Source organism: Yersinia nurmii (assembly GCF_001112925.1).
Taxonomy (GTDB): Bacteria; Pseudomonadota; Gammaproteobacteria; order Enterobacterales; family Enterobacteriaceae; genus Yersinia; species Yersinia nurmii.
Window position 1 is genome coordinate 76,007 of sequence record NZ_CPYD01000007.1, and the last position, 19,565, is coordinate 95,571.

Here is a 19,565-nt window from a genome sequence, read left to right on the forward strand (position 1 = left end):
TAGCAACATCAGACTGTTTATCTGATGCTGGAGGTTCTGTGAAGTACGAATTACAAAAAACCGATGGGCGTGCTCGTCGTGGCCGTTTGGTCTTTGAACGCGGCGTAGTGGAAACCCCGGCTTTTATGCCAGTGGGCACCTACGGCACCGTTAAAGGCATGACGCCGGAAGAAGTGAAAGAAACTGGCGCGCAAATCCTGCTGGGCAATACTTTCCACCTGTGGCTTCGTCCTGGGCAGGAAATCATGAAGCTGCACGGCGATTTGCATGATTTTATGCAATGGCACGGGCCGATTTTGACCGACTCTGGCGGTTTCCAGGTGTTCAGCCTGGGTGCAATGCGGAAAATCAAAGAAGAAGGGGTGCATTTCAAAAACCCGATCAACGGCGATTCTGTGTTCCTTAGCCCAGAAAAATCGATGGAAATTCAATACGATTTAGGTTCAGACATCGTCATGATTTTTGACGAATGTACGCCTTATCCAGCCGATTGGGATTATGCCAAGCGTTCAATGGAAATGTCATTGCGCTGGGCAGCCCGTAGTCGTCAACGCTTTGATGAGCTGAATAATAAAAATGCCTTATTTGGTATTATCCAGGGCGGCGTTTACGAAGATTTACGCGATGTATCGGTAAAAGGACTGGTAGATATCGGCTTTGATGGTTACGCTGTGGGCGGCCTGGCGGTAGGTGAGCCAAAAGAAGATATGCACCGGATTCTTGAGCACGTTTGCCCACAGATTCCAGCGGATAAACCACGCTATTTAATGGGCGTCGGCAAGCCGGAAGATTTGGTTGAGGGTGTGCGTCGCGGTATTGATATGTTTGACTGCGTGATGCCAACGCGAAATGCCCGTAACGGACACCTGTTTGTTACCGATGGCGTGGTGAAAATTCGTAACGCCAAGCATAAAGATGATACATCGACGCTGGATGCCGAATGTGATTGCTACACATGTCGCAATTATAGTCGCGCCTACTTGCATCATCTGGATCGTTGCAACGAAATACTGGGTGCCAGACTCAATACCATTCATAATCTGCGTTATTATCAACGCTTGATGGCGGGTTTACGTCAGGCTATTGAAGACGGTAAATTAGAGAGCTTCGTTGAAGATTTCTATGGTCGGATCGGGAAACCTGTTCCACCATTAAACGTTTGATTTAGAAATTATTAACTTGTAATTATAGATTGAACGGTTAGGATTTTGCGGTTACTAATTTTAACACACTGATGTCACACTACTGATATTGATAACAATGAGGGAATTTTAATGAGTCTTTTCATTTCTGATGCTGTCGCATCTGCAGGGGCTCCGGCTCAAGGAAGCCCGTACTCCCTAGTAATTATGCTGGTGGTTTTTGGTCTGATCTTCTACTTCATGATCCTGCGCCCACAGCAAAAACGTTCGAAAGAACATAAAAAACTGATGGACTCTATCGGTAAGGGTGATGAAGTTTTGACCACTGGCGGTTTGATCGGTCGTGTTACTAAAGTTGCGGAAACTGGTTATATCGTTATCGCACTGAATGACACCACTGAAGTAATGATCAAGCGTGACTTCGTGGCTGCCGTTTTGCCGAAAGGTACAATGAAGGCTCTGTAATTTTCGATTTTCCCTAAGGGAACTACCGTGTTGAACCGTTATCCTTTGTGGAAGTATGTCATGCTGATCGTCGTGATTCTCGTCGGTCTACTGTATGCGCTTCCCAACCTTTATGGTGAGGATCCGGCTGTTCAAATCACTGGCGCGCGAGGCATCGCCGCCAGTGAAACAACGCTGGACCAAGTCCGTACTGTCTTGGAAAAAGACAACATAGCGAGCAAGTCTATTGCCCTGGAAAACGGTGCAATTCTGGCTCGCTTTAAAGATCCTGATGTTCAGCTGCGTGCCCGTGAGGCATTAATGACAGCGCTGGGCGACAAATACGTGATTGCGCTGAACTTAGCACCGGCAACACCGAGCTGGCTTGCCAGACTGGGCGCTGAGCCGATGAAGCTGGGCCTTGACCTGCGTGGCGGTGTGCACTTCCTGATGGAAGTGGATATGGACACGGCGTTAGGTAAGCTGCAAGAGCAGACAATGGATACCCTGCGCAGCGATTTGCGTGAAAAAGGTATTCCTTACGCTGCGGTGCGTAAACTCGATAATTACGGCGTTGAAGTACGTTTCCGCGACGACAAAGCCCGCGATGAAGCCATTAACTATCTTTCTTCCCGTCACCGTGATTTAGTCATTAACTCTAACGGCAGCAATACATTAAAAGCCGTGATGAGTGACGACCGCCTGCGCGAAGCTCGGGAATATGCTGTTCAGCAAAACATTACGATTCTGCGTAACCGTGTTAACCAATTAGGTGTAGCTGAGCCATTGGTTCAGCGTCAGGGGGCCGATCGTATTGTGGTTGAATTGCCGGGGATTCAGGATACTGCCCGTGCCAAAGAGATTCTTGGTGCCACGGCAACGCTGGAATTCCGTCTGGTTAATACCAACGTTGATGGTTCTGTTGCCGCCTCTGGCCGTGTGCCGGGTGATTCAGAAGTGAAAAATACCCGTGAAGGACGCCCGGTTGTATTGTACAAACGCGTTATCCTGACCGGCGACCATATCACTGACTCTACTTCCAGTACCGACGAATACAATCAGGCTCAGGTGAATATTTCACTGGATAGCGCTGGTGGTTCTACCATGTCCAATTTCACCAAAGACAACATCGGCAAGCCGATGGCAACTTTGTTTGTGGAATATAAAGACAGCGGTAAGAAAGATGCCAACGGTCGCGCCATTCTGGTTAAACAAGAAGAAGTTATCAACGTCGCGACCATTCAGTCTCGCCTAGGTAACAGCTTCCGTATTACCGGTATTGATAACCCGAACGAAGCGCGCCAACTGTCTCTGTTGCTGCGTGCCGGTGCCTTGATTGCGCCAATCCAGATTGTGGAAGAGCGTACTATCGGCCCAACGTTGGGTTCACAAAACATTGCTCAGGGGCTGGAAGCTTGCCTGTGGGGTCTGGCGGTATCTATCCTGTTCATGGTGGTTTACTACCGTAAATTTGGTGTGATTGCCAGTACTGCGCTGCTAGCCAACCTAGTGTTAATCGTCGGTGTGATGTCTCTGCTACCGGGGGCGACATTAACCATGCCGGGGATTGCCGGGATCGTGTTAACCCTTGCCGTTGCGGTTGATGCTAACGTACTGATTAACGAGCGTATTAAAGAAGAGTTTAAAAACGGGCGGTCGATTCAGCAGGCGATACACGAAGGGTACAAAGGTGCTTTCTCCAGTATCATCGATGCGAACGTCACGACGTTGATTACAGCGATTATTTTGTATGCTGTGGGTACCGGTTCGATTAAAGGCTTTGCTATTACGACAGCAATCGGCGTTATTACGTCAATGTTCACCGCAATAGTGGGTACTCGTGCCATCGTCAACCTGCTTTACGGCGGCAAGCGCGTTAACAAGCTGTCTATTTAAGGAGTACGTTGTGGCACAGGATTATACTGTTGAGCAACTGAACTATGGCCGTAAAGTCTATGACTTTATGCGCTGGGACAACGTGGCCTTTGGCATTTCGTTGTTGCTGTTAGTGGCCTCCATTGCGGTTATTTCTGTTAAGGGGTTTAACTGGGGATTGGATTTCACCGGTGGTACGGTGATTGAAATCAACCTGGAAAAACCAGCAGATCTTGACCAAATGCGTGACACTTTGGAAAAAGCGGGCTTTGAGTCGCCAATTCTGCAGAACTTTGGTAGTACCCGTGATGTGATGGTGCGTATGCCGCCAGCGACTGGTACTGCGGGTCAGGAATTAGGTAATCGTGTTATTTCGGTTATCAATGAATCTGTTGATAAGAATGCAACGGTAAAACGTATCGAATTCGTCGGACCCAGCGTGGGCAGTGATTTAGCTCAGGCTGGTGGGATGGCGCTTCTGGTGGCTTTGCTGTCTATTCTGGTTTACGTCGGCTTCCGTTTTGAATGGCGACTGGCGCTGGGGGCGGTTATCGCTCTGGCTCATGACGTGGTCATCACCATGGGGATTCTGTCGTTGTTCCAGATAGAGATTGATCTGACCATCATCGCTTCATTGATGTCGGTTATTGGTTACTCACTGAATGATAGCATCGTGGTATCGGACCGTATTCGTGAGAACTTCCGTAAGATTCGTCGCGGAACGCCTTACGAAATCATGAACGTGTCCCTGACCCAGACGTTGAGCCGTACCATTATGACCTCGGCAACTACCCTGATGGTGGTATTAATGCTGTTCATCTTCGGTGGTGCGATGCTGCAAGGCTTCTCGCTGACCATGTTGATCGGTGTATCTATCGGTACAGTTTCATCCATTTATGTCGCCTCTGCATTGGCGCTGAAATTAGGTATGAAACGCGAGCATATGCTACAGCAGAAAGTTGAGAAAGAAGGGGCTGACCAGCCTTCTATTCTTCCTTAACCAAGGCGTTAGAGTTAATTTTTGGGTTAACTCAGGCGTAATAAAAAGCCCCGAATTGTGGACGACAGTCCAAAATATCGGGGCTTTTTGCTTTTAAACCGCAGCACAATGCAGCTAGCTAAAGACGGTAGCGCTCATTTCTTGCATCCGGAATTGGTGAGGCTGGCCAGATTGAAGCTGAGTGGGGGTGGGTCTGAGCACTGGCGTTTTAGTAGCTAGAAACATTTATTGGGCAGGAAGTAAAGATTCGCTTACGGCGTCCCTTTCGGCATCAGCGGTGTTAACCACCTGATGAAAACGGATAAACCCCAGCTGTTCCGGTGTGAGACCGCTCAGACGCAACTCAATGGTGTGCTCGGTTTTTGGCAACAGAGAAGCACGAATAGCAACGGGCTGTGACAAAACGTCCGCAGTTAATGGCTGGCCTGTCGTTGGATCCAATTGTCCCCACTCAACGTTGGCACTCATCGCTGGGAGCGGTTTGTCCGTCAGGCTACGGATATGCAGCAATGCCTGAGAGCCATTCGCTTCACTGGAGATATCGGTCAGTGAAACCCCAAGTTTGCCAACGCTGCTGTTCAACACGGCAGGCGTATTGGCGGCAGGCAGTAGGTAAACGCCGTTAAGCGAGCGGCGGTTCAGTGTGTTCTGCTGCTCTGCGGCTAATGCTTGATTGGTCAAGGTTTGCAGTTTTTGGCTTAGCTGGCCAACCTGATTTTTCAGCGCGGGAATCTCTGGATCCTGCGCACAACCGGCCAGCATTATCACCGTGGCCAATAAACAAATTCGAGGATAACTGGTTGTCATCATAATGATTTCCTTTTCAGCATATCTTCCATCTAGCTTAGCCCCGATAAATGGGAAAGTCATTGCTAGGTCGAGCTCTTACACATAATTTCACCAATAACTGAGCAACGCTACGCAACAAATGGGCTTGAGCCTTTGTTGTCGTCGCACTTCGCGGTAAACTGTAGGCAAATTTGGGGACAATTATCAGGAACTGCTATGCATTGCCCATTTTGTGCCGCCGTTGATACCAAAGTGATTGACTCCCGTCTGGTGGGGGATGGCTCACAGGTTCGCCGTCGCCGCCAGTGTCTGGACTGTAATGAGCGCTTTACCACTTTTGAGGTCGCTGAGTTGGTCTTGCCTCGCGTGATCAAAAGTGATGATGTTCGCGAACCTTTCAACGAAGATAAGCTGCGACGCGGGATGCTGAAAGCGTTGGAAAAACGCCCCGTTAGCTCGGATGACGTTGAAATGGCCATTAGCCATATTAAATCCCAGCTGCGCGCCACTGGCGAACGGGAAGTGCCAACCAAAATGGTGGGTAATCTGGTCATGGAAGCGTTGAAAAAACTGGATAAAGTCGCCTATATCCGCTTCGCATCGGTTTATCGTAGCTTTGAAGATATTCGTGAGTTTGGCGAAGAAATTGCCAGATTGCAGGACTGATTCTTTCAGAGTGAGTGTTCTTTCCGTAGAATTTAAGGATTAGCATGCATTCCGACCAGATTTATATGGCCCGAGCTTTTGAACTGGCGCGTTTAGGGCGATTTACGACTTCGCCAAACCCTAACGTTGGCTGTGTGATCGTTCGGGATGGTCAGATCGTCGGAGAAGGCTACCATTTACGTGCCGGTGAGCCTCATGCGGAAGTACATGCGTTACGCATGGCAGGAGACGCAGCTAAAGGGGCTACCGCTTATGTTACGCTAGAACCTTGCAGCCATCACGGGCGCACACCGCCCTGTGCTGATGCGCTAATTGCTGCGGGGATTCGGCGGGTTGTTACCGCGATGCAAGATCCGAATCCTCAGGTCGCAGGGCGCGGACTGTATAGACTCAAGCAGGCTGGTATCGAAGTCGTGGATGGGGTGATGCTGGTCGAAGCCGAGGCGGTTAACCTCGGTTTCCTGAAGCGCATGCGTACCGGACTTCCTTATGTTCAGTTGAAAATGGGCGCATCGCTGGACGGTAAAACCGCTATGGCATCTGGGGAAAGCCAGTGGATTACTTCGCCACAGGCCAGACAAGACGTTCAGCGTTTTCGAGCCCAAAGTTCGGCGATTCTTAGCACCAGCGCTACGGTGCTGGCTGACGATCCTTCATTGACCGTACGTTGGTCAGAGCTGGATACAGAAACCCAACGAGTTTACCCGCAATCGGCGCTACGACAGCCAACTCGTATTATTTTGGATAGCCAGAATCGTGTTGCTCCAACTCATCAGGTAGTGCAGCAGGAGGGCAACTGCTGGCTGGCAAGAGTCAAGGCCGATCAGCAGTCGTGGCCGGATAGCGTCGAACAGGTATTGCTCCCGCGTCACGGTAACGGCATCGACTTGGTCTTGCTGATGATGCAGCTTGGTAAACGCCAAATTAACTCAGTATGGGTGGAAGCCGGGCCACAGCTGGCCGGTGCATTATTGCAGGCTGGCTTGGTCGATGAACTGATCCTCTATGTCGCGCCTAAATTACTCGGTGATAGCGCCCGCGGTTTATGCCATTTACCCGGAATGGAGCGACTTTCCCAAGCCCCCGAATTCAGCTTTAGTGAAGTACGGCAGATAGGCCCTGATTTACGGTTACGCTTAAAACCGAAGTATTAATCCCAATTTATGGCAGGAGATTTCCCTGCCGGTGGCCGTCTTGTCGGGCGTTTTACAAATGCGCAGGCGCAGGCAGCGAAAGAATATGATAGAATCCGCCCCCCTGCGGGGTATGAACCGATATTGAGGAAAGCTATGAACGTTATCGAAGGTGTTGTTGCTACTCCTACTGCCCGCGTGGCGATTGCGATTGCGCGTTTTAACAACTTTATCAATGACAGTCTGCTGGAAGGTGCAATTGATGCCCTGAAGCGCATTGGTCAGGTCTCCGACGACAACATTACCGTTGTTTGGGTACCGGGTGCCTATGAGTTGCCGTTGACTGTTAATGTGTTGGCAAAAACCAATCGTTATGACGCGGTTATCGCTCTGGGTACTGTGATCCGTGGGGGCACTGCGCACTTTGAGTTTGTTGCTGGTGAAGCAAGTTCTGGCTTGGCAAGCGTTGCCATGAACAGCGATATCCCTGTGGCTTTCGGTGTTTTAACCACTGAGAGCATTGAGCAGGCTATTGAGCGCGCTGGTACTAAAGCGGGTAATAAGGGTGCAGAAGCTGCCCTGACCGCACTTGAAATGATTAATGTAATCAAAGCTATTAAAGGCTGAATTTAGTTAAGTTAAGGGGAATTCTGTGAAACCTGCTGCTCGTCGCCGCGCTCGTGAGTGCGCTGTTCAAGCGATCTACTCATGGCAGTTGTCTAAAAACGACATCGCTGATGTTGAATTACAGTTCCTGTCGGAGCAGGATGTCAAAGATGTAGACATCTCCTATTTTCGCGAGTTGCTGTCCGGCGTTGCGGTTAATGTAACTGCGCTGGATGCTGCAATGGCGCCGTATCTGTCACGCCAACTCGAAGAATTAGGTCAGGTTGAAAAAGCGATTCTGCGTCTTGCAATTTTTGAACTGAGCAAACGTGATGATGTCCCTTATAAAGTGGCAATCAATGAAGCGATCGAACTGGCCAAAATTTTCGGCGCTGAAGATAGCCATAAATTCGTTAACGGCGTGCTGGACAAAGTTGCTCCAGTCGTGCGTAAACGAAAGTAATCGCATTACATCAACGATATAAATTAAGGCCGGTTTCCGGCCTTAATTTATATATCGGCTAACCTTTCTGGAATTGTATTATGGCATGTGGCGAATTTGACCTCATTGCTCGCTACTTTGACCGGTTCAGGAGTAACCGCCGGGACGTGGAGTTGGGCATTGGCGATGACTGTGCGCTACTAACAGTAGGTGAACGACAACTGTTAGCGGTTAGCACAGACACCTTAGTGTCAGGCGTCCATTTCTTACCGGATATTGACCCGGCAGACTTGGGCTACAAAGCTTTAGCGGTAAACCTCAGTGATTTGGCCGCGATGGGCGCGGATCCAGCCTGGCTTTCTTTAGCACTTACCCTTCCTGATGTGAACGAATCCTGGCTACAGGCATTCAGTGACAGTCTGTTTGACCAACTCAATTACTATGGCATGCAGCTTATCGGCGGTGATACCACCAGTGGGCCGTTAAGTATGACGCTGACTATACATGGGCTTATTCCTGCGGGTAGGGCATTGACCCGATCCGGAGCCAGAATTGGCGACTGGATTTATGTCAGTGGCACCTTGGGTGATAGCGCGGCTGGCTTAGCCATTCTGCAAAATCAGCTGCGAGTTGAAGATGCGAAAGATCGGGCTGAACTGATCAATCGTCATCTGCGGCCACAGCCACGGGTTTTGCAAGGGCAAGCATTGCGGGATTTGGCTAATTCAGCCATCGATATTTCCGATGGCTTGGTTTCCGATCTACAGCATATTTTGAAAGCCAGCAACTGCGGCGCGCGTATCGAGCTGGACGCCTTACCTTATTCGGATGCGATGAAAAATCAGGTTGATCCTGAGCAAGCGCAGATTTGGGCACTCAGCGGCGGTGAAGATTACGAACTGTGCTTTACCGTCCCTGAAATCAATCGTGGGGCGTTAGATGTGGCGCTCAGCCACGCCGGAGCGGGCTATACTTGTATTGGTCAGATAGCTCCTTTATCCGAAGGAGTGAAGTTCTTTAGCGATGGCAAACCCGTTGATGTCGGTTTGCGCGGTTTCGATCACTTTACCAGCCAAGGCTAACCATGGATGAGGCGAAGAAACGTCTGCGATTAACCAATCCCTGGCATCTGCTGGCGACCGGCTTTGGTAGCGGTTTATCGCCGTGGGCACCGGGCACGGTGGGGTCAATCGCTGCCATTCCATTGTGGTTGCTGTTGATCCAACTGCCTTGGCAGCTTTACTCTCTGGTCGTGATGTTTAGCATTTGCATCGGTGTGTATATTTGTCATCGAGCCGCTAAAGATATGAAAGTTCACGATCACGGCAGTATCGTTTGGGATGAGTTTGTCGGGATGTGGATCACGCTGATGGCATTACCGGTGAATGATTGGCAGTGGGTGCTGGCGGGGTTTGTCGTTTTCCGTATTCTGGATATCTGGAAACCTTGGCCAATCCGTTGGTTTGATCGAAATGTTCATGGTGGTATGGGTATTATGGTCGACGATATCATTGCTGGCGTGGGTGCGGCGGCAGTGATTTATTTTATTGGGCATCAATGGCCTGTGGCGCTGTTCGGCTAATACCAGAGCAATTCGTAGCATGGCAGGCCACTAAAAAGTTTAGCTTTCTTGCCGTGGTTGGGATTAGGTTTATCTGGTGAGAATGCGCTAAATAAAAAAGGGCATAGCTTTTCAGCTGTGCCCTTTTGCGTGATATCAGCCCCCATTATGGGTAATGGCCGATTAAGCTAACCAATCTTCAATTTTCTTCTGAATACCCGCCGCGCTTAAACCAAATTCGGCGCGCATTTCGTCCTGCTCACCTTGCGGAATAAAGCGATCGGGTAAACCGATATTGAGTACTGAAACTTGCTGGCGTTTTGCCATTAACAGCTCGTTAATACCGCTGCCAGCGCCACCCATGATGGCATTCTCTTCCAGCGTAACCAGTAAATCGTGGCGGGCTGCCATGTCTAATACCAGTTCTTCATCTAACGGCTTAATAAAGCGCATATCCACTAATGTAGCATTCAGATTTTCGGCCACCTGCTGTGCTTCAGAAAGTAATGTACCGAAGCTCAGAATGGCTACTTTTCCCCCCTGACGACGCATAATACCTTTGCCGATAGGAAGAGCCTGTAATGGCTCTAACATTGCGCCAGTGCCGTTCCCGCGAGGGTAGCGTACCGCCGCCGGACCGTCGTAGTGGTAGCCGGTAAATAACATCTGGCGGCATTCATTTTCATTGCTTGGCGCCATGATGACCATATTAGGAATGCAGCGCATAAATGATAGATCGAAAGCGCCCTGATGGGTTTGTCCATCAGCGCCGACGATACCGCCGCGATCGATCGCGAATAGTACCGGCAGATTGGGAATAGCCACATCGTGAATCAGCTGATCGTAAGCTCGCTGTAAGAAAGTCGAGTAGATCGCTACAACCGGTTTATAACCACCAATCGCCAGACCGGCAGCGAAAGTCACTGCGTGCTGTTCCGCTATAGCCACATCGAAGTACTGTTGCGGGTATTCACGGGAGAACCGCACCATCCCTGAGCCTTCGCGCATCGCGGGGGTCACGGCCATCAGTTGGCTGTCTTTTTCAGCCGTTTCACACAGCCAATCGCCGAATATTTTCGAATAGGTGGGTAGATCGCTTTTACTTTTTGGCAAAGTACCTAGCGCAGGATCGAACTTAGGTACCGCATGCCAGCCGATGGGATCTTTTTCCGCGGGTGCGTAGCCTTTGCCCTTTTTGGTCATAATATGCAGCAGTTGTGGCCCTTTGAGGCTGCGCATATTTTTCAGCGTTTGAGTTAAAGCTTGTACGTCGTGACCATCAACTGGGCCGATATAATTAAAGCCGAGCTCTTCAAACAGGGTGCCCGGAACCACCATACCTTTCAGGTGTTCTTCAGTACGTTTGAGTAGTTCTTTAATAGGCGGCAGGCCGGAGAAGGCTCTTTTGCCTCCTTCACGCAGCGTGGAATACAGTTTTCCGGATAATAATTGGGCTAAATGATTGTTCAGCGCGCCGACGTTTTCAGAGATCGACATCTCATTGTCGTTGAGCACGACCAGCATATCTGGATTGATATCACCGGCATGGTTCATGGCTTCAAATGCCATACCTGCAGTGATAGCGCCATCACCAATCACACAGACGGTACGCCGGCCTTTGCCCTCACGTTCGGCGGCCACGGCCATACCTAAACCGGCGCTGATCGATGTGGATGAATGCCCGACGGATAACACGTCATATTCGCTTTCATCACGCCAAGGGAAAGGATGTAAACCATCTTTTTGACGAATGGTGGCAATACGATCGCGGCGACCGGTAAGAATTTTATGAGGATACGCCTGATGGCCGACGTCCCACACCAGATGGTCGAACGGCGTGTTATAGACATAGTGCAAGGCCACGGTCAGTTCAACCGTTCCCAACCCTGACGCAAAGTGGCCGCTAGAACGGCTAACAGAGTCGAGTAAATACTGTCGCAGCTCATCGCATAGCTTGGGCAGACTTTCTTTTGGCAGTAAACGCAGTTCCTCGGGGTTCTCCGCAAGTGCCAGTGTCGGGTATTTGGCTATATCAAGACTCATTCGATGCTCATATCAGAGGTGTTTACGTAGGCTGCTGCATTGCCATTCCCGGCTGGGCAGTGCCGGGATCAGAAATCGTCTGAACACCGGTGCGCTGGCGGCAGATTATTATTCTGCACGAGTAACGCCTACTGGATTAATTGTTTCTAATTATCGCGTTCAATTATAAAACTGGCTAGCGCCCGCAGTGATGCGGTGTCATACGACTGTTCAGCCAAAACGTCCAACGCCGCCAGCGCATCGAGATAAAGATCTCTGGCTTTGGTTTGGGCCGCTTCCAACCCCAGCAGAGCCGGATAAGTGCTTTTGCCTAACTGTTGGTCTGAACCCTGGCGTTTGCCTATTGTCGCGGTATCACCGATAACGTCTAAAATATCGTCCTGTACTTGGAAGGCGAGGCCAATGGCATTGGCGTAGCGGTCTAGCTGTTCCAAAGCCTGATGGCCGGGTTTTCCCGCGGCCAATGCGCCCATGCGCACCGCGGTACGGATCAGCGCGCCGGTTTTATGGCGATGAATTTGCTCCAGCTCCGCCAGTGAAATATGGCGTTCTTCCGCTGCCAGATCTAATGCCTGTCCGCCACACATTCCGGCTACGCCGCTGGATTTTGCCAGTTCGGACAGCATGCTGACGCGATCCTGCACGGCGACGTCCGGCATTGACGCATCGGCTAAAATGCTAAACGCCAGTGTTTGCAGGGCATCGCCAGCTAAAATAGCGCTGGCTTCGCCAAATTTGATATGACAAGTCGGCTGACCACGGCGCAGATCGTCATTGTCCATCGCCGGCAAATCGTCGTGTATCAAAGAATAGGCGTGTATACATTCTACTGCTGCCGCTGGCGCATCCAGCGTTGAGAGCGACAAACCGAACATCTGACCGGTGGCGTACACCAGATAAGGGCGCAGTCGTTTACCGCCCAACAACGCGCCGTAACGCATGGCCTGCACTAGTTCGCTGTCGCTAAACGGCAGCGGTGCAATAAAACTCAGTAATGCATCATTGGCTCGTTGTTGATAAAGCGCCAGTTGCTCTGTAAAAACAACGGGTTGGTTCATATCGTTCTGATGGGACATGTTTATTCGGTATCCGGCGTAAAAGGCGTCAGTGGCGCATCGGCGTCATCACTGAGCAAAATCTGAACCCGCTGTTCTGCCTGCAACAGCGTTTGCTGGCCTTGACGAGCCAACTGTATGCCGCGTTCGAATTCGTTAAGCGCATCTTCCAACGGCAATTCACCTGACTCCAGGCGGGTCACAATTTGCTCCAGCTCGCTGAGTGAAGTCTCGAAACTGGCGCTACTCTTTACGGTAGCCTCTGGCTTATCCGTAGCTTCTGGTGATGCGACTTTTCTAGGCATATTTTATTTTCAACGTTAAGTTGGCGTCATGGGGCCGGTGGGCCACTCCCGGTTTTGGGCTATTGTAACGAATTATGCCGAGCAAATCGTGGCGTTTGCTTCGGGTTTTATTAAGCAGAGATCCACTATATGGTGATATACTCCGCCCCTTGAATATTATTGGTAAGGCAAACAGCCCGGAGTTAGCCTTAACGATAACATCGTCCATTTACTCAGTGACTCGCTATTTACCGCTGCGTCGTCCGGTCATTTCGACTCAACAGTATTGTTCATTCGATAGCAACCTAATTCACTCATCATACTAGACAACTAAAGACCGCCATGAAGTTTATCATTAAATTGTTCCCAGAAATCACCATCAAGAGTCAAACTGTGCGTTTGCGCTTCATTAAGATTCTTACTACCAATATTCGCAACGTGTTGAAACACCTTGATGACTCGCTGGCGGTGGTTCGTCACTGGGATCATATTGAAGTGCGTACCAAAGATGAAAATCTTGGTCCCGCGATCTGTGACGCGCTAACCCGAATTCCCGGTATTCACCATATCCTGGAAGTGGAAGACCGTAGTTACACCGATCTGCACGATATTTTCGAGCAAACGCTGGAAGCGTATCGTGACACGCTGGTGGGTAAGACCTTCTGCGTGCGGGTAAAACGTCGTGGTAAGCATGAGTTCAGTTCCGGCGAAGCAGAGCGCTACGTCGGCGGCGGTCTGAACCAGCATATTGAGACGGCGAAAGTGAAACTGACCGCGCCTCAGGTCACGGTCAATCTGGAAATCGACCAAGATAAACTGGTGCTGATCAAAGCTCGTCACGAAGGCTTGGGCGGTTTCCCTATTGGTACGCAAGAAGATGTCTTATCACTGATTTCTGGCGGTTTTGATTCCGGCGTTTCCAGCTATATGTTGATGCGCCGGGGTTGTCGGGTACATTACTGCTTCTTCAATCTTGGCGGTTCAGCTCATGAAATTGGTGTAAAACAGGTGGCTCATTACCTGTGGAACCGCTTCGGTAGCTCTCACAAAGTTCGTTTTGTTGCGATCGATTTTGAACCGGTGGTTGGGGAAATCCTAGAGAAAGTCGAAGACGGTCAGATGGGCGTAGTGCTGAAACGCATGATGGTGCGAGCGGCTTCTCAGGTCGCAGAGCGTTATGGTGTGCAGGCGTTGGTAACCGGTGAAGCGCTAGGGCAGGTTTCCAGCCAGACGTTGACCAACCTGCGGTTGATCGATAACGCATCTGACACGCTGATTCTGCGTCCGCTGATTTCCCATGATAAAGAACATATTATCAATCTGGCACGCGCGATCGGTACCGAAGACTTTGCCAAAACCATGCCGGAATACTGTGGTGTGATTTCTAAAAGCCCAACGGTTAAAGCGGTAAAAGCCAAAATTGAGGAAGAAGAGTCGCACTTTGATTTCTCAATCCTCGATCGCGTAGTGAGCGAAGCGAAAAACGTGGATATCCGCACTATCGCCGAGCAAAGCCGCGAGCAGGTGGCTGAAGTAGAAACCGTAGCTGAACTGGCTGATACCGATGTGGTGCTGGATATTCGCGCTCCGGATGAGCAGGAAGAGAAGCCGTTGGTTCTGGCACCGGTAGAAGTACGTACCTTGCCTTTCTATAAGCTGAGCACTCAGTTTGGCGATCTGGATCAGAGCAAAACCTATTTGCTGTACTGTGAGCGTGGCGTGATGAGCCGTTTGCAGGCGCTGTATCTGCGTGAACAGGGCTACAACAACGTTAAAGTTTATCGTCCATAACCGAGACGTATCTTATTCCGAAAGGGCGCTAATGCGCCCTTTGTCATTTCCGAAAGCTAATAACGATAGTCTTTTTTATCGATGCCGTATTTCTTCATTCGTAGATAGAGTTTTTTGCGCGGTACTTGCAAATACTCCGCTACGTCGTTAATTCTTCCCTGATGGATATTTAGCGCCTCATTAATTATCTTTAGCTCATACTGTTCAATTCGTTCATCCAACGGGCCACAGTCAGTTTCAGTTACCCTTTCCATGCTATTTTCGGTCAATGGCATCACGCCAACGGCAAATAATTCCGCTGCGTTTAATAACTCACGAATATTTCCCGGCCACGGTCGGCGACACAAACTTTTTACGAAAGCCTCACTCAGCAGTGGCTGCTGGCGATTCAGACGTTTACAGGCATTTTCCAGATAATGGCGGAATAATACTTCAATATCGCCAGGGCGCTTTGCCAGCGGTAAACACTCAATATGGCTAAGTGAAAATCGATAGTAGAGTTCGGGAACCAGCAATTGCTGGGCGGCCAACTGCGCGGGTAAGGCGTTGCTCAAAGCAATTAAACGGAAATGACATTCTTCAGGATTTTGCAGTTGCGCCAGAGCGCGCTGTTGCTGGCTGGCGAGTCGCTCAATGTTTTTTACCACCAATGTACCGTTCTGTACCTGATTGATGTAGCTATTGAGGTCGAGATGCTCATCGCTAGTAGGATCGATGATGATCAACGGATGATTGCGGCGTTGGCTCAGTTGATGTAGATAGCGTGCCGCCAGAGAGCGGCCGGTTCCCAGCTCTCCGTAGAAGAATACCGGCACGTCAATATCTGCCAGCATTTGCAGGCGTTCTCTTAGTTGCCGAACCCAACCGCTGTTACCCAGCAGATGTTCACTAAGCTGCTCCCGCTGCCAGTGACGACGAGCAATCAGAGCCTGTCTGTCTGCCAGCGCCTGCTGAACGCATTGCAGCAATTTTTCCGGATTGACTGGTTTTTCCAGAAAGTTATAGGCACCTTTTTTCACCGCCTCCACCGCCATGGGAACATCTCCGTGCCCGGAGATCAGCAATATCGGCAGATGACGATCTTTGGCGAGCAGAATTTCCAGCAGAGCCATGCCGGAAAGGTTTGGCATACAAACATCGCTGATGACCATGCCTTGCCAATCAGTGGTAATTAGTTCCGCTGCTGCTTGGGGTGAGCTGTATGCCGCTACCTGATAACCTTCTTGCGTCAGTATCTGGCAATAAGCATCCAGCACATCAATATCGTCATCAATCAGTAAAATTTGCTGTTCATTAGTTAACATGGCCCAGACTCCTGAATTGCAATATCACCATTCCGTGGTGGTCTAATGTTGACGCCAACCGCAGCTCTCCTCCGCACTGCTCCATAATGGACTGGCTAATCGATAGGCCGATACCCAGCCCCACTTCTTTGCTGGTTGTAAAAGGTTTGAGCAATCGATCCGCCAGTGCTAGCGGCCAGCCCTGACCGTTATCTCGCAGAGTCAGCAATAGATTTTCTGCCTGTTGTTCAAAAGAAACCTCAATGATTGGCGGATGCTGAGCGGTGGCTTCTAGCGCGTTGGTCAATAAGTTGACCAACACTTGCTGAATACGAATATCGTCGCTGTATACTAAAGGGAAACTTTCTGGCTGGATAAGCTGCGCCTTGAGTGGACGATGACGCAAGGACAAAAGATCCCAAGCCGCATCCAGATTGGCTCGTAGATCGATAGGATGTAACTGTTGATGCGCATCACTGCGACGGGAGAATTGTCGTAGCTGCTTAATAATATTCACAATACGCAGAACCAAACCGCGCATTTTGTCCAGATTGGCCTCCAGCATGCCGTTATCGCTGTTTTTAAGCGCTTTTTCACTACTGAATAAATACAGCGACAGGGCATTGAGAGGCTGATTTACCTCGTGAGCAAGGGTCGTCATAGTCTGCCCGACTACCGCCAATTTAGCCGCCTGAATCAGTTCATCTTGCGCAGTACGTAAATCCCTCTCAATGAGCCGTCTTTCATCAATCTCTTGTTTAAGTTGATTTTTTTGCTGATTAATCTGGCCGATGGTGCGGCGTAGTAATCCAGCAATTCGCCCCAGCTCATCCCCCCCGTAGACCGGAATAGTCGTATCCAGTTCGCCGCAGCCTAAACGTGCTACCGATTGATTTAACAGGGTAAAGCGTTTGATCAAGCGTGAGCGAATATAGAAATGATTGAGCGTGAAGGCAAACAGCAGAGCCAGAAGGGTTGCGACAATAATCAGCAGACCGCTGATGCCCATAATATCGCCAAGGCGTTGATTGAAGGTTTGTAACTGCTGGTGGCTGTTGCCCAACTGGTTTTCAATCTGACTGCGAAAGCGAGTGAGGGTTTGCTCTTTCGCATTCACGGTTTCCTCCAGTAATGCCAGCGCCGTTGCCCGTTCTTGCAAAATAGCCGGCATTTTTTGTTCAGCCGTACCTAAATTGAGCAATTCATCGATAGTTTGGCGCAGAGTGATGGTGCTGGGATGCTTTGCCAACGATTGCATGTTGGATTCCGCAGTTTGCTTCAGGTAGCTCAGGTAACGAATGTGATTATTCAGGCTATCAATATTCGGATTGGCCAGTTGTTCGCGAAGATCGTCAACCACCTGAGTTTCAATGTGTGCAAGGGCGTAAACCAGCTGTAATTCATCCTGAACATTGCGCAGCGTACTTTGCAGTTGGTGATTTTTTTCCAGACCGGTTTTCTGCGTTAATTGATCGATGAGCGAGCCTTGTTGCCAGCTGATATCCTGAGACAGTGATGTTAGCTCGGTATTGAAATCATCGTGAAGCCAGTTAATCCGTGCCGCGATCTCGGTGATCTTTTCTCTGGCGAGGAAGTTACTGTATAGCGCACTATCCAATCGAGAAAGCAGTTCACGGCTTCGGGTCAACGTCGTTGCCAACTGGCGCTGATTGTCCGGCGTCAGGCGTCGGCTGGCCATTTCAATGGTATCCAGCCGATGAGCAATCTGATCGCGCATTTGAATACGCGCCGTTGTATTGGGGGCGTGCTGGAATTCATTCAACTCCTGAATGAGCGCATTCAGATTTTCCTCCAACTGAAAGGACGCCTGAATTTTAGGAAAGTAATCATCCAGCGCATAGCGAATCTGGCTGCTTTGGGCGTGCCATGAATACAAACTGACGGCGCTGACAAACAGCGTCAGTATTGCACCAAAGGCAAATGCCCAGCGCAAAATAGAGCTGATAGTGATGCGATAGAAAAGCGGGTTCATTTTAGCGATTCCAACTGTTGGATCGCCAAATGCTGCTGTTTTTGGAAGAACTGTTGCCAAATCATCAGCTCTGACTCCGTTGCGTTATCCGGCCCTTGGTTAAAGCGTTGCAGATAATCCATATCCACCGCCTGTTGCGCGGAGACAGGTACGGCGGTTAGCAATGCCCGAATTTCCGGAAGAGGGCGTTTTAGACGAGCTTCGGCGCTGTGCAAGGCTTTCCACGCATCCTGCAACTGGTGCAAGCGGAAAGTGATTGCGGTATCAAACAATTGCTGCACCAGCTTCTGGCGTTGCAGGATCTGGCGATAATCCAGCGGCGTTTGCTGTAATAAGCGCTGTTGCTGTTTGGCGCGTGGATCGTCAACGGGTAACGGAGATACTGGATACTTGCCGGTATCAGTATCTGATAGTGCTTTTTGCCCGCTGTCACTGAGTAGAAAATTGATGAAACGGGCGGCATCGGTTTGGCGCAAGCTGCCTTTCGTCATGGCGATAAAAGTCGGTGAAGCGCCGCTTTCAGGAAAGTAACTGAAACTTAGCTGTGGGTCTTTTAGCAACAGAGTGGCGTAATTATCGATAATGGGGCCGGCGAGGCCGAGTCCGGTTTTGATTTTATTGGAAACGCCAAAACTGCGGGAAGAAATGGTGGCTAGATTACCGGAAATTTCCAGCAGGGTTTCCCAGCCTTGCTCCCAGCCCCGTTGTTGTAGCAATGTTTCTATCATCAAATGGTTAGTGTCGGAGCGAGAAGGGCTGCTCATTAAAATCATCCCCTGATAACGGGCGTCTTTTAACCCGTCCCAGGTGACCGGCGTGGGTAAATGCTTTTCTTTTAAGCGCGCGCTATTTGCCAGAATGCCATAACCAGAAATAGCCACCGCCGCCGTGGAGTTGCGGATAGATTCTGGAACCCGTTGCTGATTATGTATTGCTAGCGCAGGCAAGGTAGCCAAACGCTGGTGATCCTGCAAATGCTGCATCAACATCGGGGATGAGGTAAGCACTAAATCGATATTTTCCCCCATTGGCGTAGCCAGTAAACGCTCTAGGGAGGAACTGGTGCGATTTAGCGTTCGAATAGAAACTGCCTGCGGTTGTTTATGCCATTGCGCAATGATATGCGCGGTAGCTTCGGGGGAGAACGTGGTGGCTATAACCAATTCATTGGCGTAACTCACGGGAGCTAAACTTAGGGCAATAATTAGGTTCAAGAGAATGTTGCGTAAACTTTGCATCTATTTATTCGCCCCGGTTAATGTGTGATTAATATCAAATAAATAACAAATAAATATATTTATAGCGATGCCCGGATTGTTCCGATTTGTCCCATTTTTGTCTTTTTTATCGCGTAAAAATAAAGACAGGCAAAAATGAGTTAATTTTGACTCATAATTTTGGGGTTGTTGTGTCAATTTTGAAACATATCCCTTTGGTTGCATCAATTTGTTAGCCGCT

General features: G+C 49.7%; 18 protein-coding genes. 11 read left to right on the forward strand and 7 right to left on the reverse strand.

Features of this window, described 5'->3' with window-relative positions:
• Nucleotides 1-38: 38 nt before the first annotated feature.
• From tgt to secF, 4 genes are all read left to right on the forward strand, one after another.
• Nucleotides 39-1,163: a tRNA guanosine(34) transglycosylase Tgt gene (gene tgt, locus AD970_RS10395; RefSeq protein WP_049598493.1), complete on the forward strand. Its 1,125-nt coding sequence runs from the start codon at nt 39-41 to the stop codon at nt 1,161-1,163.
• A 111-nt stretch (nt 1,164-1,274) separates the two neighbouring features.
• Nucleotides 1,275-1,607: a preprotein translocase subunit YajC gene (gene yajC / locus AD970_RS10400; protein WP_042527720.1), complete on the forward strand. Its 333-nt coding sequence runs from the start codon at nt 1,275-1,277 to the stop codon at nt 1,605-1,607.
• Between the two features lie 27 nt (nt 1,608-1,634).
• Nucleotides 1,635-3,482 (forward strand): protein translocase subunit SecD, encoded by a 1,848-nt coding sequence (secD, locus tag AD970_RS10405; RefSeq protein ID WP_072080634.1) that lies wholly within the window; start codon nt 1,635-1,637, stop codon nt 3,480-3,482.
• A gap of 10 nt (nt 3,483-3,492) precedes the next feature.
• Complete coding sequence (secF, locus tag AD970_RS10410; protein WP_049598498.1) at nt 3,493-4,461, forward strand: protein translocase subunit SecF; 969 nt, start codon at nt 3,493-3,495, stop codon at nt 4,459-4,461.
• Between the two features lie 225 nt (nt 4,462-4,686).
• Here the strand turns inward: secF and AD970_RS10415 are convergent, their stop codons facing one another.
• Nucleotides 4,687-5,268 carry a SadB/YajI family lipoprotein gene (locus tag AD970_RS10415; RefSeq protein ID WP_049598707.1) on the reverse strand — a complete coding sequence of 194 codons (582 nt, stop codon included), beginning with the start codon at nt 5,266-5,268 and terminating at the stop codon, nt 4,687-4,689.
• 198 nt (nt 5,269-5,466) lie between these two features.
• Between AD970_RS10415 and nrdR the strand changes: the two genes are divergently transcribed.
• From nrdR to pgpA, 6 genes are all read left to right on the forward strand, one after another.
• A complete protein-coding gene (gene nrdR / locus AD970_RS10420) occupies nt 5,467-5,916 on the forward strand; it encodes a transcriptional regulator NrdR (RefSeq protein ID WP_049598500.1) in 450 nt (149 codons plus the stop codon).
• Between the two features lie 44 nt (nt 5,917-5,960).
• Nucleotides 5,961-7,070, forward strand: coding sequence for a bifunctional diaminohydroxyphosphoribosylaminopyrimidine deaminase/5-amino-6-(5-phosphoribosylamino)uracil reductase RibD (ribD, locus tag AD970_RS10425; RefSeq protein WP_049598501.1), 1,110 nt, complete (start codon nt 5,961-5,963; stop codon nt 7,068-7,070).
• A 135-nt stretch (nt 7,071-7,205) separates the two neighbouring features.
• Nucleotides 7,206-7,676, forward strand: coding sequence for a 6,7-dimethyl-8-ribityllumazine synthase (ribH, locus tag AD970_RS10430; protein WP_049598503.1), 471 nt, complete (start codon nt 7,206-7,208; stop codon nt 7,674-7,676).
• Between the two features lie 25 nt (nt 7,677-7,701).
• Complete coding sequence (nusB, locus tag AD970_RS10435) at nt 7,702-8,118, forward strand: transcription antitermination factor NusB (RefSeq protein ID WP_049598505.1); 417 nt, start codon at nt 7,702-7,704, stop codon at nt 8,116-8,118.
• Nucleotides 8,119-8,198: 80 nt separating this feature from the next.
• Entirely contained in the window at nt 8,199-9,179 is a 981-nt protein-coding gene (gene thiL, locus AD970_RS10440; protein ID WP_049598506.1) for a thiamine-phosphate kinase, read from the forward strand.
• A 2-nt stretch (nt 9,180-9,181) separates the two neighbouring features.
• On the forward strand, nt 9,182-9,679 hold the full coding sequence (gene pgpA / locus AD970_RS10445; protein ID WP_049598508.1) for a phosphatidylglycerophosphatase A: 498 nt from the start codon (nt 9,182-9,184) through the stop codon (nt 9,677-9,679).
• A gap of 162 nt (nt 9,680-9,841) precedes the next feature.
• Here pgpA and dxs read toward each other — a convergent pair whose 3' ends face one another.
• The 3 genes from dxs to xseB form a co-directional block, all read right to left on the reverse strand.
• On the reverse strand, nt 9,842-11,701 hold the full coding sequence (gene dxs, locus AD970_RS10450) for a 1-deoxy-D-xylulose-5-phosphate synthase (RefSeq protein WP_049598510.1): 1,860 nt from the start codon (nt 11,699-11,701) through the stop codon (nt 9,842-9,844).
• Nucleotides 11,702-11,847: 146 nt separating this feature from the next.
• Nucleotides 11,848-12,777, reverse strand: a complete 930-nt coding sequence (gene ispA, locus AD970_RS10455; protein ID WP_049598512.1) for a (2E,6E)-farnesyl diphosphate synthase — start codon at nt 12,775-12,777, stop codon at nt 11,848-11,850.
• A 2-nt stretch (nt 12,778-12,779) separates the two neighbouring features.
• The gene (gene xseB, locus AD970_RS10460; protein WP_049598515.1) at nt 12,780-13,061 is read right to left on the reverse strand and encodes an exodeoxyribonuclease VII small subunit; all 282 of its coding nucleotides are present in this window, start codon (nt 13,059-13,061) and stop codon (nt 12,780-12,782) included.
• Between the two features lie 321 nt (nt 13,062-13,382).
• Here xseB and thiI point away from each other — a divergent pair, with 321 nt between their 5' ends.
• Entirely contained in the window at nt 13,383-14,831 is a 1,449-nt protein-coding gene (gene thiI / locus AD970_RS10465; protein WP_049598517.1) for a tRNA uracil 4-sulfurtransferase ThiI, read from the forward strand.
• Between the two features lie 56 nt (nt 14,832-14,887).
• On the opposite strand, the gene pgtA is transcribed toward thiI, so the two are convergent.
• The 3 genes from pgtA to AD970_RS10480 are packed head-to-tail and all read right to left on the reverse strand — an operon-like array spanning nt 14,888 to nt 19,345.
• The gene (gene pgtA, locus AD970_RS10470) at nt 14,888-16,135 is read right to left on the reverse strand and encodes a two-component system response regulator PgtA (protein WP_049598519.1); all 1,248 of its coding nucleotides are present in this window, start codon (nt 16,133-16,135) and stop codon (nt 14,888-14,890) included.
• Nucleotides 16,125-18,107, reverse strand: a complete 1,983-nt coding sequence (gene pgtB, locus AD970_RS10475) for a two-component system sensor histidine kinase PgtB (RefSeq protein ID WP_049598520.1) — start codon at nt 18,105-18,107, stop codon at nt 16,125-16,127. Before pgtB ends, pgtA begins: the two co-directional genes overlap by 11 nt.
• On the reverse strand, nt 18,104-19,345 hold the full coding sequence (locus AD970_RS10480) for an ABC transporter substrate-binding protein (RefSeq protein ID WP_072080635.1): 1,242 nt from the start codon (nt 19,343-19,345) through the stop codon (nt 18,104-18,106). The genes pgtB and AD970_RS10480 overlap by 4 nt, the downstream gene beginning before the upstream one ends.
• Between the last annotated feature and the right edge of the window lie 220 nt (nt 19,346-19,565).

Bases quoted from the DNA above. Each gene is read 5' to 3' on its own strand.
- yajC (WP_042527720.1), top strand. From the start codon at position 1,275: ATGAGTCTTTTCATTTCTGATGCTGTCGCATCTGCAGGGGCTCCGGCT.
- AD970_RS10415 (WP_049598707.1), bottom strand. From the start codon at position 5,268: ATGACAACCAGTTATCCTCGAATTTGTTTATTGGCCACGGTGATAATG.
- nrdR (WP_049598500.1), top strand. From the start codon at position 5,467: ATGCATTGCCCATTTTGTGCCGCCGTTGATACCAAAGTGATTGACTCC.
- ribD (WP_049598501.1), top strand. From the start codon at position 5,961: ATGCATTCCGACCAGATTTATATGGCCCGAGCTTTTGAACTGGCGCGT.
- ribH (WP_049598503.1), top strand. From the start codon at position 7,206: ATGAACGTTATCGAAGGTGTTGTTGCTACTCCTACTGCCCGCGTGGCG.
- thiL (WP_049598506.1), top strand. From the start codon at position 8,199: ATGGCATGTGGCGAATTTGACCTCATTGCTCGCTACTTTGACCGGTTC.
- pgpA (WP_049598508.1), top strand. From the start codon at position 9,182: ATGGATGAGGCGAAGAAACGTCTGCGATTAACCAATCCCTGGCATCTG.
- dxs (WP_049598510.1), bottom strand. From the start codon at position 11,701: ATGAGTCTTGATATAGCCAAATACCCGACACTGGCACTTGCGGAGAAC.
- ispA (WP_049598512.1), bottom strand. From the start codon at position 12,777: ATGTCCCATCAGAACGATATGAACCAACCCGTTGTTTTTACAGAGCAA.
- xseB (WP_049598515.1), bottom strand. From the start codon at position 13,061: ATGCCTAGAAAAGTCGCATCACCAGAAGCTACGGATAAGCCAGAGGCT.
- thiI (WP_049598517.1), top strand. From the start codon at position 13,383: ATGAAGTTTATCATTAAATTGTTCCCAGAAATCACCATCAAGAGTCAA.
- pgtA (WP_049598519.1), bottom strand. From the start codon at position 16,135: ATGTTAACTAATGAACAGCAAATTTTACTGATTGATGACGATATTGAT.
- pgtB (WP_049598520.1), bottom strand. From the start codon at position 18,107: ATGAACCCGCTTTTCTATCGCATCACTATCAGCTCTATTTTGCGCTGG.
- AD970_RS10480 (WP_072080635.1), bottom strand. From the start codon at position 19,345: ATGCAAAGTTTACGCAACATTCTCTTGAACCTAATTATTGCCCTAAGT.